The organism is Nocardia sp. NPDC004860 (genome assembly GCF_040609015.1).
In the GTDB taxonomy this organism is placed as follows: Bacteria; Actinomycetota; Actinomycetes; order Mycobacteriales; family Mycobacteriaceae; genus Nocardia.
Genome location: NZ_JBEXJI010000002.1, coordinates 730,583 through 747,392, shown reverse-complemented (window position 1 = coordinate 747,392; position 16,810 = coordinate 730,583). Strand labels below are relative to the sequence as shown.

General features: G+C 69.3%; 21 protein-coding genes and 1 riboswitch. Of the genes, 7 read left to right on the top strand and 14 right to left on the bottom strand.

All coding sequences use genetic code 11. The features are described 5' to 3' along the window. Nucleotides 1–358: 358 nt before the first annotated feature. Entirely contained in the window at nucleotides 359–952 is a 594-nt protein-coding gene (locus tag ABZV44_RS07560) for a TetR/AcrR family transcriptional regulator (RefSeq protein ID WP_354833083.1), read from the top strand. 9 nt (nucleotides 953–961) lie between these two features. On the opposite strand, the gene ABZV44_RS07555 is transcribed toward ABZV44_RS07560, so the two are convergent. Continuing rightward, complete coding sequence (locus ABZV44_RS07555; protein ID WP_354833081.1) at nucleotides 962–1,903, bottom strand: SDR family NAD(P)-dependent oxidoreductase; 942 nt, start codon at nucleotides 1,901–1,903, stop codon at nucleotides 962–964. A gap of 351 nt (nucleotides 1,904–2,254) precedes the next feature. Here ABZV44_RS07555 and ABZV44_RS07550 point away from each other — a divergent pair, with 351 nt between their 5' ends. Next, complete coding sequence (locus tag ABZV44_RS07550; RefSeq protein WP_354833079.1) at nucleotides 2,255–2,548, top strand: hypothetical protein; 294 nt, start codon at nucleotides 2,255–2,257, stop codon at nucleotides 2,546–2,548. On the opposite strand, the gene ABZV44_RS07545 is transcribed toward ABZV44_RS07550, so the two are convergent. From ABZV44_RS07545 to ABZV44_RS07500, 10 genes are all read right to left on the bottom strand, one after another. Continuing rightward, complete coding sequence (locus ABZV44_RS07545) at nucleotides 2,545–2,841, bottom strand: hypothetical protein (RefSeq protein ID WP_354833077.1); 297 nt, start codon at nucleotides 2,839–2,841, stop codon at nucleotides 2,545–2,547. The two genes, ABZV44_RS07550 and ABZV44_RS07545, sit on opposite strands and share 4 nt — an antisense overlap. Beyond that, entirely contained in the window at nucleotides 2,838–3,176 is a 339-nt protein-coding gene (locus ABZV44_RS07540) for a hypothetical protein (protein WP_354833076.1), read from the bottom strand. The genes ABZV44_RS07545 and ABZV44_RS07540 overlap by 4 nt, the downstream gene beginning before the upstream one ends. Next, nucleotides 3,173–3,559, bottom strand: coding sequence for a hypothetical protein (locus tag ABZV44_RS07535; RefSeq protein WP_354833074.1), 387 nt, complete (start codon nucleotides 3,557–3,559; stop codon nucleotides 3,173–3,175). Before ABZV44_RS07535 ends, ABZV44_RS07540 begins: the two co-directional genes overlap by 4 nt. Further along, entirely contained in the window at nucleotides 3,559–4,170 is a 612-nt protein-coding gene (locus ABZV44_RS07530) for a hypothetical protein (RefSeq protein WP_354833072.1), read from the bottom strand. The genes ABZV44_RS07535 and ABZV44_RS07530 overlap by 1 nt, the downstream gene beginning before the upstream one ends. A 30-nt stretch (nucleotides 4,171–4,200) precedes the next feature. Further along, on the bottom strand, nucleotides 4,201–4,542 hold the full coding sequence (locus ABZV44_RS07525) for a hypothetical protein (RefSeq protein WP_354833070.1): 342 nt from the start codon (nucleotides 4,540–4,542) through the stop codon (nucleotides 4,201–4,203). 204 nt (nucleotides 4,543–4,746) lie between these two features. Then, a complete protein-coding gene (locus ABZV44_RS07520) occupies nucleotides 4,747–5,811 on the bottom strand; it encodes an ATP-dependent DNA ligase (RefSeq protein WP_354833068.1) in 1,065 nt (354 codons plus the stop codon). Continuing rightward, complete coding sequence (locus ABZV44_RS07515; RefSeq protein WP_354833066.1) at nucleotides 5,808–6,908, bottom strand: ATP-dependent DNA ligase; 1,101 nt, start codon at nucleotides 6,906–6,908, stop codon at nucleotides 5,808–5,810. The genes ABZV44_RS07520 and ABZV44_RS07515 overlap by 4 nt, the downstream gene beginning before the upstream one ends. Before the next feature lie 51 nt (nucleotides 6,909–6,959). After that, on the bottom strand, nucleotides 6,960–7,355 hold the full coding sequence (locus ABZV44_RS07510) for a cold shock domain-containing protein (RefSeq protein ID WP_040863830.1): 396 nt from the start codon (nucleotides 7,353–7,355) through the stop codon (nucleotides 6,960–6,962). A gap of 43 nt (nucleotides 7,356–7,398) precedes the next feature. Beyond that, nucleotides 7,399–8,502 (bottom strand): SPFH domain-containing protein, encoded by a 1,104-nt coding sequence (locus ABZV44_RS07505; protein ID WP_354833064.1) that lies wholly within the window; start codon nucleotides 8,500–8,502, stop codon nucleotides 7,399–7,401. Nucleotides 8,503–8,539: 37 nt separating this feature from the next. Next, on the bottom strand, nucleotides 8,540–8,761 hold the full coding sequence (locus ABZV44_RS07500; protein ID WP_354833062.1) for a hypothetical protein: 222 nt from the start codon (nucleotides 8,759–8,761) through the stop codon (nucleotides 8,540–8,542). A 160-nt stretch (nucleotides 8,762–8,921) separates the two neighbouring features. Between ABZV44_RS07500 and ABZV44_RS07495 the strand changes: the two genes are divergently transcribed. Both ABZV44_RS07495 and ABZV44_RS07490 read left to right on the top strand, forming a co-directional pair. Then, nucleotides 8,922–9,095: a hypothetical protein gene (locus ABZV44_RS07495; RefSeq protein ID WP_354833060.1), complete on the top strand. Its 174-nt coding sequence runs from the start codon at nucleotides 8,922–8,924 to the stop codon at nucleotides 9,093–9,095. Between the two features lie 89 nt (nucleotides 9,096–9,184). Continuing rightward, on the top strand, nucleotides 9,185–10,762 hold the full coding sequence (locus ABZV44_RS07490; protein WP_354833058.1) for a DHA2 family efflux MFS transporter permease subunit: 1,578 nt from the start codon (nucleotides 9,185–9,187) through the stop codon (nucleotides 10,760–10,762). Between the two features lie 81 nt (nucleotides 10,763–10,843). Here ABZV44_RS07490 and mraY read toward each other — a convergent pair whose 3' ends face one another. Next, nucleotides 10,844–11,932 carry a phospho-N-acetylmuramoyl-pentapeptide-transferase gene (mraY, locus tag ABZV44_RS07485; RefSeq protein ID WP_354833056.1) on the bottom strand — a complete coding sequence of 363 codons (1,089 nt, stop codon included), beginning with the start codon at nucleotides 11,930–11,932 and terminating at the stop codon, nucleotides 10,844–10,846. Between the two features lie 82 nt (nucleotides 11,933–12,014). Here mraY and ABZV44_RS07480 point away from each other — a divergent pair, with 82 nt between their 5' ends. The 3 genes from ABZV44_RS07480 to ABZV44_RS07470 all read left to right on the top strand — a co-directional run bounded on the left by ABZV44_RS07480 (nucleotide 12,015) and on the right by ABZV44_RS07470 (nucleotide 14,319). Further along, the gene (locus ABZV44_RS07480; RefSeq protein ID WP_354833054.1) at nucleotides 12,015–12,854 is read left to right on the top strand and encodes a helix-turn-helix transcriptional regulator; all 840 of its coding nucleotides are present in this window, start codon (nucleotides 12,015–12,017) and stop codon (nucleotides 12,852–12,854) included. Between the two features lie 123 nt (nucleotides 12,855–12,977). Beyond that, a complete protein-coding gene (locus ABZV44_RS07475) occupies nucleotides 12,978–13,442 on the top strand; it encodes a nitroreductase family deazaflavin-dependent oxidoreductase (RefSeq protein WP_354833052.1) in 465 nt (154 codons plus the stop codon). 112 nt (nucleotides 13,443–13,554) lie between these two features. After that, nucleotides 13,555–14,319, top strand: a complete 765-nt coding sequence (locus ABZV44_RS07470) for a glucose 1-dehydrogenase (protein ID WP_354833050.1) — start codon at nucleotides 13,555–13,557, stop codon at nucleotides 14,317–14,319. 55 nt (nucleotides 14,320–14,374) lie between these two features. On the opposite strand, the gene ABZV44_RS07465 is transcribed toward ABZV44_RS07470, so the two are convergent. Together ABZV44_RS07465 and ABZV44_RS07460 are read right to left on the bottom strand one after the other, a co-directional pair. Next, nucleotides 14,375–15,088 (bottom strand): MgtC/SapB family protein, encoded by a 714-nt coding sequence (locus tag ABZV44_RS07465; protein WP_354833048.1) that lies wholly within the window; start codon nucleotides 15,086–15,088, stop codon nucleotides 14,375–14,377. Between the two features lie 201 nt (nucleotides 15,089–15,289). After that, a riboswitch (M-box (ykoK) riboswitch) is annotated at nucleotides 15,290–15,465 on the bottom strand. A 72-nt stretch (nucleotides 15,466–15,537) separates the two neighbouring features. Next, a complete protein-coding gene (locus ABZV44_RS07460) occupies nucleotides 15,538–16,761 on the bottom strand; it encodes an MFS transporter (protein ID WP_354833046.1) in 1,224 nt (407 codons plus the stop codon). Between the last annotated feature and the right edge of the window lie 49 nt (nucleotides 16,762–16,810).

Genomic DNA, 16,810 nt, shown 5'->3' with positions numbered 1-16,810 from the left:
GGGGGGGGCTTTTCCCGGCACATGTGTGGGCTCTTGTTTGTGTGGGGTTGTGGGGGCCCCCGGGCCCCCCCGCCTGGTAGTTGTACTGCGCCGCGGCGCAGTCCTGCTCGCAGGCGGCTCTGTGCATGGCGCAGATGACCCTGGCTGCACAGAGGTCCCATCGATGTCTTCGGGTCTCTGCCGCCACTCTAGGCTTTACGTAACAGTCTGTTACATAACTACTCGTCGCGGTGCCAGGTGGTCTGAACAGGCCATATCTGCGAGGTTGCCGACCTCTGCACCCGGTCGCTGCCCGATTCTGGCCCAGAGAAACGTAGCGTGATTACATGCAACTATGAGCGAGGGAGCGGGGCCGCGAATGGGCCGCCCACGGGACGAATCGAAGGATCAGGCCGTGCTGGTGGCGGCTCGTCGCCTGCTGGCCGAGGTCGGTTACCAGCAGACGACGATCGCGGCGATCTCACGGCAGTCGGGTGTGAATACGCCGGCGATCTACCGCCGCTGGCCGACTCGGGAGGCGTTGATCGAGGAGGCCGTGCACGGCCCCGGCGGGCATCCGCTGCCGATGGAGACCGGTGACCTGCGCGAGGATCTGAAGACCTGGGTCCAGATCTTCCTGGCCCGCGCTGCGCGCCCCGCCGCGCGCGCGGGCTTCCCGGGGCTGTTGGCCGACACCCGGACCGAACAGGCACGGGCTCGATTGACCGCCCTGGGTGCGCCTGTGCGACAAGCATTTTCGGACTTGATCGACCATGCCGTGCAGCGCGGCGACATCAGCGCCGATGTCGACACCGAGTTTCTGTTCGATCTCCTGGCCGATTCCACGTCCATGCGCGGGCTGCGACGGGGGCTCGACGACGCCGACGCCTACGTCGAAACCCTCGCCGGCGCACTCTATGTGGTCGCGGCACGACACAGCGAGGTCGCGGGCGCGAATACGGCACGCAGGTGAGGTGTGCGCTCACCGCCGGTGTGCGGTGAGCTGCTCGGACAACCCCCACAGCGCGCCGGCGGTGTCGAGATCGGTGGCATGGGCACTGGCTTGCGCCGGCGCGCAGTCGGCGAGGTAAGCGCCGTTGAGTGCGGACAGTCGAGCGTCGGTCGCCGCCCAGACCGTGGTTGCCGCCGCGGCGGGCACCGATTTGAGGGTGCGCAGCAGGCCGGGGTCGCGGCTCGACAGCCGGCGCATCTCGGTGAGGTCCGCGCGGGACATGTGCCGGGCCAGGTTGGTGGCGCACACCCCCGGATGCACGGCGAAGGCGTGGACGTCCCCGGTCGGCCGCGCGGCCAGTGCGACGGTCATCAGGATGTTGGCCGATTTGGACTGGCCGTAGGAGGCGAATTTGTCGTAGCCGCGCCGATGGAAGTTCGGGTCACCCAGGTCGGCCGGGTACCGGTGGTGGGCGGCGGAGGAGACCGTGACGATGCGGCTGGGGTGACCCGTGCGCTGGGCACCGGCCGACAGCGCGGCGCGCAGGCCGCTCGTCAGGACGAAGTGGCCGAGATGGTTGATCCCGAACTGCAGCTCGAACCCGTCGGTGGTGTGCCCGAACGGCGTGTACATCACCGCCGCGTTGTTGATCAGGATGTTCAGCCGCTGTCGACGGGCAGTGAGCAGGTGTACGGCCGCCCGCACGCTGCCGAGGTCGGCCAGATCGAGGTGGACCGCCTCCAGCACGGCGTGCGGATGCCGGTCACGGATCCGGTCACGCAGCACTGTGGCGGCCGCGATGTCCCGCACCGCCAGGATCACCTCGGCGCCGGCCGCGGCCAGTGACCGCGCGGTCTCGGCACCGAGCCCGCTGGTGGCGCCGGTCACCAGTGCGACGTGGCCGGTGAGGTCGGTGTCGGCGAGGACGTCGTCGGTCACCGTCGTCGCACCGAATCTGCTGGTGTTTCCCATTGCCGGAGGGCCTCTTCTCTTACTCGGCGTGGTCGTGGATCGCAGGTCCCGCCGGGGCCCATCGGGGAGCGCGGCGCTCGAGGTGGGCGCGCACCCCCTCGCGGGCATCCGGGGTTCCCATCAGCGGCCGGTGGACCGCAGTCTCGCAGGCGGCCACGGCTTCGGGGTGTCGGAGTTGCGGGCGGCGTTCACCGCAGCGATCACCGATGTGGGGATCGAATGCGAACAGAACCCTCCGCCTTATTGTTACGTTACATGACATTACGTAAGTCGGCGGATCTTGGGTAGTACCCGAAGCGGGCCCGGTGGTGGCGGTCGGTTTGTCGGTGACCAGACCTATCGTTTGGGCGTATGACCGATATCGCTCCTCTAGCCTCCGCCGCGCGGGCGGTGTTCGGCGACCTGGGTGTGCACGCCGTCGTGCGGTCCGGGCGCACCGTGCACGCGGTCAGCCTCGGGCACTGGGTCGAGGGTGAGGAGGTTCCGGAGCTGTTGTGCCACACCGGTGTTGCCGGGTGGTCGCCGACTGCGCTGGAGCCGACCCGGGCGGAAGTCACGTGCGCCCGGTGTCTGCGCAAGATCGGGGGATCGGTCGCTTCGTCGCGTCAGCTCGCCCTGTTCGGGGACGGCAGCCAGGACGGCTAGGTGAGGGTGTCGCTGAGGTGGGCCAGCAGTGCGGCGCGGTGGCGGGCGGCGGCGGTGGTGGCCGCGGTGATGGTGGCCAGGATGGCGGCGGCGGCCTGGTCGGGTGGGTGGGCGGTGATCGACTCGGCCAGTGTCAGGGCGGTCAGGGTGCCGTCGCCGGCAACCGCGGCGGTGATGGTGCCGTGCAGGCCGGTGGCGTGGCCGGTGACCCGGGCCAGGCCGTCGGCGGCGAGGGTGAGGGCCTCGAGTTGGTCGCCGACCTGGGCGATGAGGGCTTGCATGTCGGCGCTCATAGGGCACGCACCCAGCTGTGCGGGGTGGTGTCGGCGGTGGGGGCGTCCAGGCGGGCGAGTTCGGCGGCGACGGTGTGGGGGTCGGGCAGGCCGAGGCGGTCCAGGAGTACGTCGGCCAGGCCGAAGGCGGCCAGGGCCTCGCGGCGGCGGGCGCGGGCCAGCAGGGTGCAGCGCTGGGCCAGGCGCACGATCTCGGCGGCCAGGGCGGCGGCGCCACGGCCGTATTCGGCGGCCTCGAAACGGAGTTCGATGATCTGGCCGGCATCGGTGGCGGTCACGGTGATGGTGCGGTTGCTGCTGGTGGTGGTGAACACCGGAACGTCGGGGTCGGTCATGGCTGAGCCTTGATCTGGATCGTGAGAGTCACCGAATACTCGGCGGCGGAATGCTTTTCGATGTCGTGGTAGGTGGTGTGCGTATCGATGCGCGCGGTGCCCGCCTCGGTGGTGGTGTCGGCCCCGAGCACCGGATCGGTGGCCGCGAGCGGGCCCTGCAGGGCCGCGGCGTGCTCGGGATCGTCCCACAGGGTGGTCCGGTGGCCGGGCCGCGCGGTCGGCAGCTCGTCCCAGCTGTGATCGCGGATATCGCCGGTGACCTCGAATTCCTCGGTCTCGGTCGGGTCCGCGTCGGGGCCGGGCGTGGGCACCGCGACCGGGGTGCCGGGCGGGGGCACGATCGGTCCGCCCGCGAAGCCGGGCAGGTCGCCGAACAAATTCATCAGATCGTGCCTGCCTGTCGGTCGCGCTGTGTGGTGATGTCGTTGTCCAGCGGCAGGCCGGTGGGCACGGTGACCCCGGCCTGGTCGATGCTGGTGATCCGGGCCGTGAGGGCGTCCATGCGGCCGTCGGCGGCCTCGGCCACGCTCACCCCGTCGCGCACGTAGTCCGCGGCCAGGCTCACCACCGAGTCCAGATCCGCTTGCGAGCGTGCGGCTTTCACCAGCGGCGTGGCCTGCGCCCGGAAATCGGCGATGAGGACGTCCAGGTCGGCGGCGGCCTCGTCGCGGGTGGCGTAGGCCGAGATCACCAGCGGCGCAAGGGTTTCCGCCACGTCGGCCAGGGCACCCACCTCCTCGCCCGTTCGCTTCAGGACGGGCACCGCCGCCGCCGCGGTCTCGGTGGACGCCAGCGGCGTGATCCCGCCGCGGTGGGCGTCCAGGGCCGCGCGCACGGTGCCCGGCACCGCCGCCAGCGCCGCCAGCGCCGTCGCGCCGGGGCGGGTCCCGTCGCCCAGGGCCGCACGCAGCTTCACCAGCGGCGCGACCAAGGCTGTGACCAGTGCGGGTTCCTCCACCGCGGTGAGGTCTCCGCCCTGAATGCCGGTCTGCATATCGGTTGTCCCCCTGATCCTCTGACGGGCCTACGCCTGGATCTGGTCGGTGCCGGGGACGGCGCCCGCAATCGTGGCCGCGGACTCGGTGTCCACCCCGCCGAGCACGGTCCCCCAGGTGGTGATGGCCTGGCCGTAGGCGCCGGTGAGCGCCGACGCGGTCTGCAGGTGGCCGCCGTGGGCGCTCCAGGCCGCCGCCCAGGCCGCGGCGAACCCGTTGCCGAGGGTCCCCAGCCCGGACAGGTCCATCCCGGCCACGGCGTGCGCGTGATCCTTCGCGGTGCCCAGCAGGGCCGCGGCGGCACCGGCCGCACGCACGTACCCGGCGGCGGCCGGGTGGTCCCACGCCACGCGTTCGATATTGCCGTCCATCGAATGTCCCTGCCTGTCGGTGGTGTGTCGGAAACTGTTCGGACAGCACGACATTCCAGATATAGCCCGAGTCGTCGGCGTTGTCGCCGATGACGGTAACGCCACAACCCGCCGTCCGCCACCAAGAGACATCTCACAACCGCGCAGCCCCCGGCGAGTGCGGCTCGTCGGGGGCTGCGCGGTGAGAGTGCTACCGGCACACCGCTATTCGGCGGTGTCCTTGCGGGCCTTGCTCGGCTGCACGCGCGGCGGCTCGCCCGGCATCTTCGGATAGACCGGCGGCCAGGGCGCGTCCATCAACCCTGCGGCCATGTCCTTCTCCGACATCTCCAGCAGTGGTTCCAGGGACTGGGGGACACGATCGGCCCAGGGGTCACCCAGTTCGGCGACCCGGGCCGGGACCGTCGCGATGGTCAGCTCGTCGGGGACGATCGTCTCCAGCGCCTCCCACGAAATCGGGGTGGACACCTGCGCGCCGACCTTCGGGCGGACACACCAGGCACCGAAAACCGTTTTGTGCGGGGCATTCTGGTTGAAATCGACGAACACCCGCGAACCGCGCTCTTCCTTCCACCAGGCGGCGGTGATGCGGTCGGGGTGGCGGCGCTCGAGCTCACGGGCCAGCGCGACCGCCGCGGCACGGACCTGATAGCCGTCCCACTCCGGTTGCAGCAGCGCGTACAGGTGCAGACCGCGCGAGCCGGAGGTCTTCACGCGCACATCGATACCCAGTTCGGTGCACAGCTCGCGGGTGGCGAAGGCGGCCGCGCGCAGATCGTCGAAACCGATGCCGGGGGAGGGGTCCAGATCGATACGCAGCTCATCGGTCACACCGGTCGGCGGCAGGACAGTGCCGGCCGCGTCCATGACCGGTGGAAACGTGGAGGCGGCCTCGGCGCCGGCACGGGTGGGCCAGACGTGGAAACCCAGGCAGCCCAGGTTCACCGCCCACACGATGTGCGCCATGTCGACTGCGACCAGCGCGTCGCTGGTGGTCCCGTTCGGCGTCGACACCACCGTGGTCTGCAACCAGTCCGGCACCGACTTCGGCACCCGCTTCTGGAACCAGGACTTCCCCGAGGCCCCATCCGGATACCGTTCCAGCAGCACCGGCCGCCCGCCGATGGTCCGCATGATCGGATCGGCAACGGCCAGATAGTAGTTCACCAGATCCAGCTTGGTTTCCCCGCGCTTGGAGAAGTACACCTTGCCCGGATTGGAGACGCCGACCGTATGCCCGGCCACCTCGAGCTCCACCGAATCGCTCACCGCGCAGTCCCTTTCGCGTTCCTGGCGTCGGCGAAGATGTCGGCCAGCTCGGCGGGGGCCACCTCGTCGAGCTGGGCGTAGGTACACGATTCGGGGGTGCGGTCGGTGCGGAACCGCACCAGCCGGCCACCGTGGCGCAGCCGGCCCGCCATCACATGCTCGTAGCGCACCTCGGCCACCAGCTCCGGGCGCAGCGCCTCCCACGACAGATCCTTGCCGCCGGTCCAGCGGCTCACCCCGCCCGGCATCTTCCCGTCCGCCTTGGCCTGTGCGGCCGCATCGGCCCACGACCGCCACGGATGCTGTTCGAGCGCGTTCTCGCGCAACGGTTCCAGCTCACCCACCAGTTCGGTGCGCCGCGCCGCGGTGAAACTCGACGCCACCCCGACGTGATGCAGATTCCCCTCGTCGTCGAACAACCCCAGCAGCAGCGACCCCACCCCCTGCCCGTCCTTGTGCCAGCGGAACCCGGCCACCACGCAGTCGGCGGTCCGCTCGTGCTTGATCTTGAGCATCACCCGCTTGTCCTGCAGGTACGGCAGATCCGCCGCCTTGGCCATCACCCCGTCGAATCCGGCGCCCTCGAACCGGGTGAACCAGTCCGCCGCCACCTGCGGGTCCTCGGTCATCGGCGTCAGATGCGTGCCCGGGGCCTGCCCGTCGAGCACGGTTTCCAGCATCCGCCGCCGCTCGGCGAAGGGCCGATCGGTCAGATCCTGCTCGCCCAGCGCCAGCAGGTCGAAGCCGACGAAGCTGGCCGGTGTCTCCACCGCCAGCTTCCGCACCCGCGAGGCCGCCGGATGCAGCCGGTTCTGCAGCGTGTCGAAATCCAGGCCGTTCTCGGTGACGACCACGATCTCCCCGTCCACCACGCACTTGTCCGGCAGCGCCCGACCCAGTAGTTCCACCAGTTCGGGGAAGTACCGGGTCAGGGGCCGGTCGTTGCGGGAACCCAGTTCGATCTCGTCGCCGTCGCGGAAGACGATGCAGCGGAAGCCGTCCCATTTCGGTTCGAACAGCAACCCCGGGTCACGGGGCAGCTCCGAGACCGATTTGGCCAGCATCGGTTTGACCGGTGGCATGATGGGCAGTTGCACACGACCTCCTCGGTTCGCGATGGACCCGAGACCGATCGTAATGCGAACCGGTCAGTTCTCGATCCACCCGTGCTGATCGGCGAAGGCGGTGAGCCGGTCACGGATGGTGATGATCTCCGCCGCGGTCAGCTGCGGCGAGGCATCCAGCAGCAACTCGGTGATCAGCCGGCGATGCTCGGCCGCGCTCATCTGCCCCGACCCGCGATGATCCTTGCCCTTGGCGTGCCGCACCGGAGCCGACTGCCCCGGCACCACCGCCAGGTTGATCGCCTTGGGGCCCCGATCACCCTCGGTCACATCGAATTCGAACACCCGCCCCTGGCGCAACTCGTCCTCGTCCAGCCCGATGTCGTTGACGTGCACGAACACATCCGGACCACCGTCTTCCGGACGGATGAATCCGAAACCCCGAGAACTGTCGAACGACACCAATTTCCCGATGGACACCTAAACACCCGCTCCTCGTCGCCGCGTCCCTCTGGCGGTCACTCTAGTCCGCGGGCTGATCATTGTTGGAGGAAAGTGCCTTTTGCAACGAATTGAAGACCGTCAGCCCCTGGCCCACCATGCCGTTCACGATCTCCGAGACCCCGTCGGGGCCGTTGAGCACGGTCAGATTCGCCTTCGACAAGCCCACCGACGCCTGTTTGACGATCTCGGGCAACTGCTCGATCAGCAGCTGATCCAGCGCGATCCGGTTGTTCGACGCCGCCGCCTCGGCCTGGATGCGGGTGCGATCGGCCTCGGCCTCGGCCAGGATCCGCACCCGATCCGCCTCTGCCCGAGCCGGTTTCACCACCTCGGCCTGCAACTGCTGCTCGCGCAGCTCGGCCTGCTTGCGCGCCTGCTCGGCCTGCGCGGACAGCACCTCCTGCAGGGCGGTGGCCTGCGCGAGCGGACCCGCCTGCGCCGCTTCGGCATTGGCCTTGTCGATATCGCGCTGATACTGCGCCTTGAGGATCGCGGTCTCGCGCTGATACTCGGCCTGCTTGCGCTGGGACTCCTGCTCGGCCTGGGCCGCCAGCTGCGCGGCCGCGGCCTGCGCGATCTGCGCGTCACGCTTGACCGCGGCATTGTGCGGGGCGGCCAGGGCCGCGATGTAGCCGAGGTTGCCGTCGTCGATGTGCTGGATCTGGAACGAGTCGACCCACAGCCCGATATTGCTCATCTCCACCTTGGAGGCCACCAGCACCTCGTCGGCCAGTTTCTGGCGTTCGCGGATGATCTCCTCCACCGTCATCGAACCCACGATCGAGCGCAGATGCCCGGAGAAGATGCGCCCGGTCAGCACGCTCATCTCGCGCTCCTGCTCGGACAGGAACCGTTGTGCCGCATTGACGATCGACTGCGTGTCGTTGGCGACCTTGAACGCGATCACCGCCCGCACATCGAGCTGGATGGCCTGCTTGGTGACGCAGCGTTCGCCGATCTCGGCCTCGAACATGGCCAGCGACAGATACCGCACCTTGCGGAACAACGGCACCACCCACGCGCCGTGCCCGATGATCACCCGGAACGGTGCGTTGTCCTTGCCGCCGCGGCCGCCGCTGACCAGCATCGCCTGGTCCGGCGCCGGAACGTGGTACCCGAGCATCGCTGTCTCCCTCTACTCATGGAAAGAAGTTCTCGATCTATCGATCGCCCGGAAGGGGAATCCACGCAACAACATCGACGATGCGCCCCGGATGCACGGCCACGACGAGCACGGTCGCGCCGGCCGCCAACGGCTCCTCGGCGCGGGCGATGTAGAGCTCGGTCCCCCCTCGAATAGCGACCTGCACCTCACCGAGGAGTCCCTTGCCCCGGATCGGCGAGGTCAGCGTACCGGTCAGGCCCACTACCGGGTCGGTCATCGCGAATGATCTCCTCGACTGGATCGCTCGAGAACGCCAGCGTACGCGCGCCGCGGGGCCCGACCGGGGCGCCCGGGAAATCGCCGGACATTTGCTACTGCTGGGTATGATCGGTTGATCCGGCTCCTGGCGACCATCGCGCTGCAGAGAGGATCCCCTCGTGAGCACCGATCGCATCCCCGTCGATCCCGTTGATTCCGAGGGCAGAAGCGATGTGCGCGAACCGGATCCGGGTGACCCCTCCGAGTTCGAGATGCGGGCCGAGGCCGCCGCCGACGCGGCCGCGGAGAACTTCTACGACAATGACGACGGCTGGCCGCCACCGGCGGAATGAGACGCGATGGCGATGCCGCCCGGATGCCGCCGAAACGCCGATATCAATATGTGCTGGTTTCGTAACCGACCGGCTGGCAGGCTGAAGCGGTGACCACCCCTCCGGATACCGTGGCGGCCGATTCCGCCGACGACAAACTGGACATCGGCGTCTTCAAAATCGCCGGTGTCGTGGTGCTCGGCGCCATCATGTCGATCCTCGACGTGACCGTCGTGACCGTAGCGATCCCCACCTTCCAGCACGACTTCGACACCACCTACGCCATCGCCGCCTGGTCGATGACCGGCTACACCCTTGCCCTGGCGACCGTCATCCCGCTCACCGGCTGGGCAGCCGACCGCTTCGGCACCAAACGCCTCTACATGATGGCGCTGGTGTTCTTCGTGCTCGGCTCGGTGCTGTGCTCGACGGCCTGGAACATCGAGTCCCTCATCGCCTTCCGCGTCCTCCAGGGCCTGGGCGGCGGCATGCTCATGCCGCTGGGTATGACGATCATGACCCACGCCGCGGGCCCGCAGCGCATCGGCCGCGTCATGGCCGTACTGGGCGTGCCCATGCTGCTGGGCCCGATCGGCGGCCCGATCCTGGGCGGCTGGCTGATCGAATCCTTCAGCTGGCACTGGATCTTCCTGATCAACCTGCCCATCGGCATCATCGCGCTGATCCTGGCCTTCGTCGTCTTCCCGCGCGACAACCCCGAACCCTCGCAGAGCTTCGACTTTCTGGGCATGCTGCTGGCCTCACCCGGTCTGGCCGCCTTCCTCTACGGCGTGTCCTCGATTCCCGGTGAGGGCACCGTCAAATCGGCCAAGGTGCTCATCCCCGCGATCATCGGCCTGGCGCTGCTGATCGGATTCGTCTTCCACGCCCTGCGCACCGAGCACCCGCTGATCGAACTGCGGCTGTTCCAGAACAAGTCGCTGCGCTACGCGGTGATGACCATGACCCTGTTCGCCATGGCGTTCTTCGGCTCCGGTCTGCTGCTGCCGTCGTATCTGCAGCAGGTGCGCGGGGAATCGACCCTGGCCGCCGGTCTGCTCATCGCCCCGCAGGGCCTGGGCGCCATGCTCACCATGCCGATCGCGGGCCGGCTGGTCGACAAGATCGGGCCCGGCAAGATCGTGCTCACCGGTATCACCGTCATGGCGGTGTCCATGGCGTTCCTGACCCAGGTCAAGGCCGACACCCCATACACACTGCTGTGCGGGGTGCTGTTCGTGATGGGTCTGGGCATGGGCTGCACCATGATGCCGACCATGACCGCCGCCATCCAGACGCTGACCCACGGCGAGGTCGCACGCGGGTCGACGCTGATGAACATCGTCAACCAGACCGCCGGATCCATCGGCACCGCAACCATTTCCATGGTGCTGACCAGCCTGCTCAATCGGGGCGACACCCTGGGCGACAAGGGCGTGCAACTGCCCCCGGGCGCCCCCGACCCGTCGCTGGCCAACGCGGCCATCGGGTCGCGCTACAGCGGCCAGCTCGCGCAGCTGCCGCACACCCTGCTCGGCGAGGGCTTCGACCTCGCCGCGCGCGCCTTCGCCCACACCTTCGTGGTGGCGCTGTGCCTGCTGGTGGCCACCTTGATCCCGGCGTTCTTCCTGCCCCGCGCCAAACCGGCCGCACCCGCCGAGGCCGACGTGCCCGTCGCGGTGCACTGACTCGAAAACCCGTGTGGCCCATCCGGAAACGCTTCCGGATGGGCCACACGGCATTTCCGGGTCCCAGGGCATGTCCGGGTCTCAGGGCAGCCGTGAGCCGGTGGTGGTGAGGTGCTCACCGTAGAAGGCGATCAATCCGGTGGCCGAGGCGATCGCGGCCAGCAGCCAGAACCGGATGATGACCGTGGTCTCCGGCCACCCGGTCAGCTCGAAATGGTGATGGAACGGCGCCATCTTGAACAGCCGCGTGCGGGTGGTGCGGAACATGACGATCTGCAGCAGCACCGACAGGATCTCGGCCACGAACAACGCCCCCACCGCCACCATCAGCAGCTCGGTGCGGGTGGTGATCGACAACCCCGCCAGCAGCCCGCCCAGCGCCAGCGCCCCCGTGTCACCCATGAAAATCTTCGCCGGAGCCGCGTTCCACCACAGGAATCCGGTACACGCCGCCGTCCCGGCCGCGCACACCAGCGCCAGATCCAGCGGATCGCGCACCGTGTAGCAGCCCGGCACCGCCTTGACCGCGCACGAATGGGTGTACTGCCAGAACGTGACCAGCACATACGACCCCAGCGCCAGACCCACCGAACCCGCCGCCAGCCCGTCCAGGCCGTCGGTGATGTTGACCGCGTTCGACCATGCCACCACCAGGAAGATCGCCGCCAGCAGGAACCCGGTCAGCCCCAGCGAGACCGTGGAGATGTCGCGCACGATCGACACCTGCCGGCTGCCCGGCGTCAGCCCCGAACCGCCCCGGAAATGCAGGGCCAGCACCCCGAAAAGCACAGCGGCACTGACCTGCCCGAGATACTTGCCCGACGCGGTCAGCCCCAGGCTGCGCTGCTGGGACAACTTGATGACATCGTCGAGGAAACCCACCGCGCCCAGCGCGGTCGCCAGCCCCAGCACCAGCAGCCCCGACGCGGTCGTGCCGGTCCCCCCGTAGGACATCCCCACCAGGTGCGCGGCCCCGTACCCGCACCACAGCGCGATCAGGATCGCCAGCCCGCCCATGGTCGGGGTGCCGCGCTTGGCCAGATGGCTCGCCGGGCCGTCCGCCCGGATCTGCTGCCCCAGCCGATGGCGGGTGAACACTCGGATGAGCAACGGCGTCACCGTGATCGACACCGCCAGCGCCACCATCGCCGCCACCAGAATCTGCCGCATCCGCCCCCCTCGAGACCCGAATTCGGTCTGATGCTAGCCGGGACCCGAACGAAACGGACCTGCGTGATTGTTAGCGTGAAGTATGGACACAGCGGGCCGACGACGCGACCACCTGCGAGAGTTCCTGCGCGACAGGCGCTCCCGCCTCACCCCCGATCAGGTCGGACTGCCCGCCGCGGGCCGCCGCCGCACCCCCGGCCTGCGCCGCGAGGAAGTCGCGGTCCTCGCCGGCGTCGGCGTCTCCTGGTACACCTGGCTCGAACAGGGCCGCGACATCACCGTCTCCACCGACGTTCTCGACGCTGTCGCCGCCGCCCTGCGGCTCACCGCCCCCGAACGCGCTCACCTCTACGTCCTGACCGGCCTCAACCCGCCCTGCGCCGCCACCGACAGCGGCACCGGCATCAGCGCCGAGACCCGCAACCTGCTCGACGCCTGGAATCCCCGCCCCGCCGTTCTGCGCGACCGTTACTGGAATGTGCTGGCCTACAACGACACCGCCCGCGCCGTCTTCGGCTACGACGGCCCCGGCGGCAACTGCCTGGTCACCTACTTCACCAATCCGCGCTACCTGGCCATGCCACAGACCTGGGCCGAGGCCGCACCCGCGGTCGTGGCCGCCTACCGTGCCGACTCCGCACTCTGCCCCGGCGACCCCGGCTTCGACTCGGTCATCACCGAACTCGCCTCGCGCAGCCCGGAATTCGCGCGCCTGTGGTCGCGCCACGATGTCGGCCCGGCCCAGCAGGCGGTCAACGCGCTGGCACACCCCGAGGCCGGTGCACTCCACTTCGACGCCACCACCCTCATTCTCGCCGACCAATCCGACCGCCACCTGGTTCTCTACAACCCCCGCGCCGGCACCGGTACCGCCGACCGTCTCGACCAGCTCCACCGCCTCCGCCTGGCCCCACCCGCCTGAGCTCGCCGGCACCGTGTCCGTGTCGTCCTCGCGGGCCTCAACCCAGTAATGTTGACCCTGCTCACATTTCTGGTAATGTATGCAGCGCTAACTCGACTCCGGCGGCCATCGTAGAAGGCTGCAATGCACCAGGGACAAGGGCAGGCGTTGCACAAGTACGCACTGAAAGACGGCGGGGCCAAACTGATGAACCTCGCCCACCGGGTCGTCCTCACCGTCAGCGGGAACAAACTGCTGGCCAACCCATTCGGGATGCCGGTGGTCGAATTGCACACGGTCGGGCGGAAGTCGGGACTGCCGCGTTCGTGCTACCTGACCGCGCCTGTCCATGACGCCGACCGGGTCGTGCTGGTCGCCTCGAAGGGCGGCGACGACCGGAACCCCGACTGGTACCGCAACCTGCAGGCGCACCCCGATGCCGAACTGGTGATCTACGGCCGGCGGCGAAAAGTGCACGCACACACCGCGGATCGCAGCGAGCGAGCCGAACTGTGGCCGCAGATCACCTCGGCATACAAGGGCTACGCGAACTACCAGGAGCGCACCACCCGCGAGATCCCGGTCGTCATCTGCGAGCTGAGGGACTGACAACGGTCACGATCGGCGGCGCCGGCGCGAGCCGTGCTCGGCAAGGTGGTGGTGACACACCCACGATAACTGGGCACTGTTTACCCATCGCGCGGCCCGGCAGGCTGAAGCCATGACACACAACGGGTTCCGGTTCCAGGACAAGGTCGCGCTCATCACCGGCGGTAGCAGCGGGATGGGGCTGGCCGCCGCGCGGCGGCTCGTCGCGGAGGGGGCGTGGGTGATCGTGACCGGGCGTGACAAGGACCGGCTGGACACCGCGGTGGCCGAGCTGGGGGAGCGGGCGATCGGGGTGGCCGGGGACGCCACCGAGCCCGAGGATCTCGCGGCGCTGGCGCGGGTGGTGTCCGAGCGGTTCGGGCGGTTGGACGTGGCGTTCGTGAATGCGGGAATCGGTGCGTTCCAACCGGTTTCGGCGGTCACCGGCGACGAGTTCGATCGGGTGGTGGGAATCAACTTCAAGGCCGCGTTCTTCACCGTGCAGCACATGCTGCCGCTGCTGGTCGACGGGGGTGCGATCGTCCTCAACGCCTCCTTCGCCCCGTATCGGGGCGCGCCCGGCGCCGCACTGTATTCGGCGACCAAGGCGGCGGTGCAGAATCTGACGCGGACGCTGGCGGCGGAGTTGGCGCCCCGCGGGATCCGGGTGAACTCGGTCAGCCCCGGCTACATCGACACCCCCGCCTACCGGGCCGAGGCCTCCGCCGACGCGCAGGCCACCGCGGGGTCACGGGTGGCGCTCGGGCGGGTCGGCGACAGCGACGAGGTGGCCGCCGCCGTCGCATTCCTGGCCTCCGTCGACGCCTCCTACATCACCGGTCAGGACCTGCTCGTCGACGGCGGCCTGACCACGGTGATCCCGTCTGCGATGGTGTGACTCAGGACGCGCGCGGATCGGCGGTGATGCGGCCGGGATACGACCGCAGCGCGGTTCACTCCTCGGCCTCCACCCGCAGCGGCACGGTGCGCCACCCGACGCTGGTCACCGACGGCTCCAGGCTCAACCGGCTCACCGCGGCCTCCATCTGCCGGTCGTCGCGGCGGTCACCGGTCAACTCCGCCCGCACCTGCACCCGGCCCGGGGAGGTGTCGTGGCTCGAGATCGACACCAGCCGGAAATCGGTGCGCGTCAGCGACTGCACCAGCAGCGCCCGCACGTGCGCCTCGTGCGCGTCGTCGGTGTCGGCGTGGAAGGCGTACAACGCCTCCTGCGCCTCGACCTCGTCGACACCGGGACGATCCACCGTGCGCGCCACCGTGCGCAGCGCGGTATTGACCACCACCACCGCCACCGTGCCCGCCACCGCGGTCGAATACATGCCCGCGCCCGCGAGCGCACCCACCGCCGCCGCACACCACAGCGTCGCGGCGGTGTTCAGGCCGCGGATATTGAACCCGTCGCGCAGGATCACCCCCGCGCCCAGGAAGCCGATACCCGAAACGATCTGCGCCGCAACACGAGTCGGATCCGCCGAGGCGCCGCCGAAGCCGTGCGCGGACAGCAGCACGAACAAGGTCGCCCCGGCGGCGACCAGCGAATTCGTGCGCAGTCCGGCCATCCGGGCCCGGAACTGACGCTCGAACCCGATCACCGCGCCCAACCCGACACCCGTGCCGAGCCGCAGCAGCATTTCCCACATGGTCATCTCGATCTCCCAGCGGAGGACGGCGCGCTCCGGACTCGGACGCTACCGGGGTAGGGGCAGCGGCCAGGAGAGGGCAGGAGTGACGCCGAGTGAACGATTGGCTAACGGAACTCGATCCGGTCCATCGGGCACGACCACCACCTCCTCGACGCCACACGCACGCATGCCGGGGGAGTGGGACCGGCGCGACATCGCCGGTACGGGTACCACCCCTCGTAAGACCTTCAGCACTCCACGGCGTAAACCCGCCACGGGTGGCGGGAGCCGGTCGGGGCATCCCCTTAGCTCGGGGAAACCTGTCCTGATCCGGGGCGTCTCTCGACGTTCGGGATCGCCGGCCTGTATCCGTGAAGGAGCCTCAGCTAACGACGGCACCTTGCGACCAGAAGTAAACACCCGCCCGCCGCGATCGGCAACCCGACGTGAGCGCCGTCGCATTCGTGCTCCAGTCAGCGTCGCGCCTCGACCGCGACCCGCGCCACCAGCCGCACCACACACAGCACCGCCACCACCGCCGCGAAGATCTGCACCGCGGCCAGCAAACCGGCCGCGCCCGCCAGCAGGCCGACACCGATGACCGGGCCGCCGCTGCCGCAATAGGCCATCACGAAATAGGTCGACAGCACATCGGCGTGCCGATCGGCCGGCGCGGCCGCATTGATCGCGGTCAAGCCCGACAGGAACACCAGACCGTGACCGGCCCCGGCCAGCACCGTCGCGAACAACAGCAACGGCAGCGAGGAGACCGCCCCCGCGACCGCCAGCAGTACCAGGCCCACCGCCAGCAGTGGGAATCCCGTGAAGTCCAGGGCCCGTTCGGGTTTGCCGTAACCCACCAGCTGCGCCACCGCCCACGCCGCGGGCAGCAGCGCGGCCGCCGCGCCACCGACCACCAGATTCGCACTGCCCGACAGGGTCGCGGCATAGGTCGGGATCAGCGTGAGGAAGACGCCGACCACCGCGAAACCCAGGAACGCACCCGTGCCCGCGGCCGTGAAGACCGCACCCATCCCGGCCGGGATACTCGGCCGCCGCGGCCGCCACCGGGTGACCGTCGCGGTCTCGGGCAGCGCCGCCACCGCCACCGCGGCCGGGACCAGCAGCGCGAGCTCCACCACGAACGGTGTCACGTACGGAGCCGGAAGATATTGCGCCAGAACGGCTCCCAGCACCGGGCCCAGGCCCATGCCGCCCGCCGAGGCCACCGCCGACACCAGGGCCGCGCGGCGGCGGTCACCGTGCGGTTCCAGCTCGGTCAGCGCGGCGGTGAGCGCGCCCGAGGCCGCCCCGACCGCCATCCCCTGCAGGATGCGGGCCGCGAACAACCACACCACGTCGGTGGCCAGCGCGAAACCCAGCGTGCCCAGCGCCGCCAGCGCCAGCGCGGGCAGCAGAATCCGGCGCCGCCCCAGCGCATCCGAGGCCGGACCGGCGATCAGCAGCGCGGGAATCAGCACCCCCATGTAGACCGCGAACACCAGCGTCATCACCAGCGGTGAGAATCCGAACCGATGCGCGTAGCCGTGGTACAGCGGCGTGGCCACATTGGTTCCGGTCAACAGGATCAGCAGCGTGTAGGCGGTGCCCCAGAACCGCATACCGCTCCCGGGCGGTGAATCCTGCGGGGCGGCAGCGTCTTCGGGGACGGCTGCGGGGGATTGCTCGACGGTCATGGCGTCCTCCCGGCACAGACATGTTCGATAATTCCGAACATAACAGGAT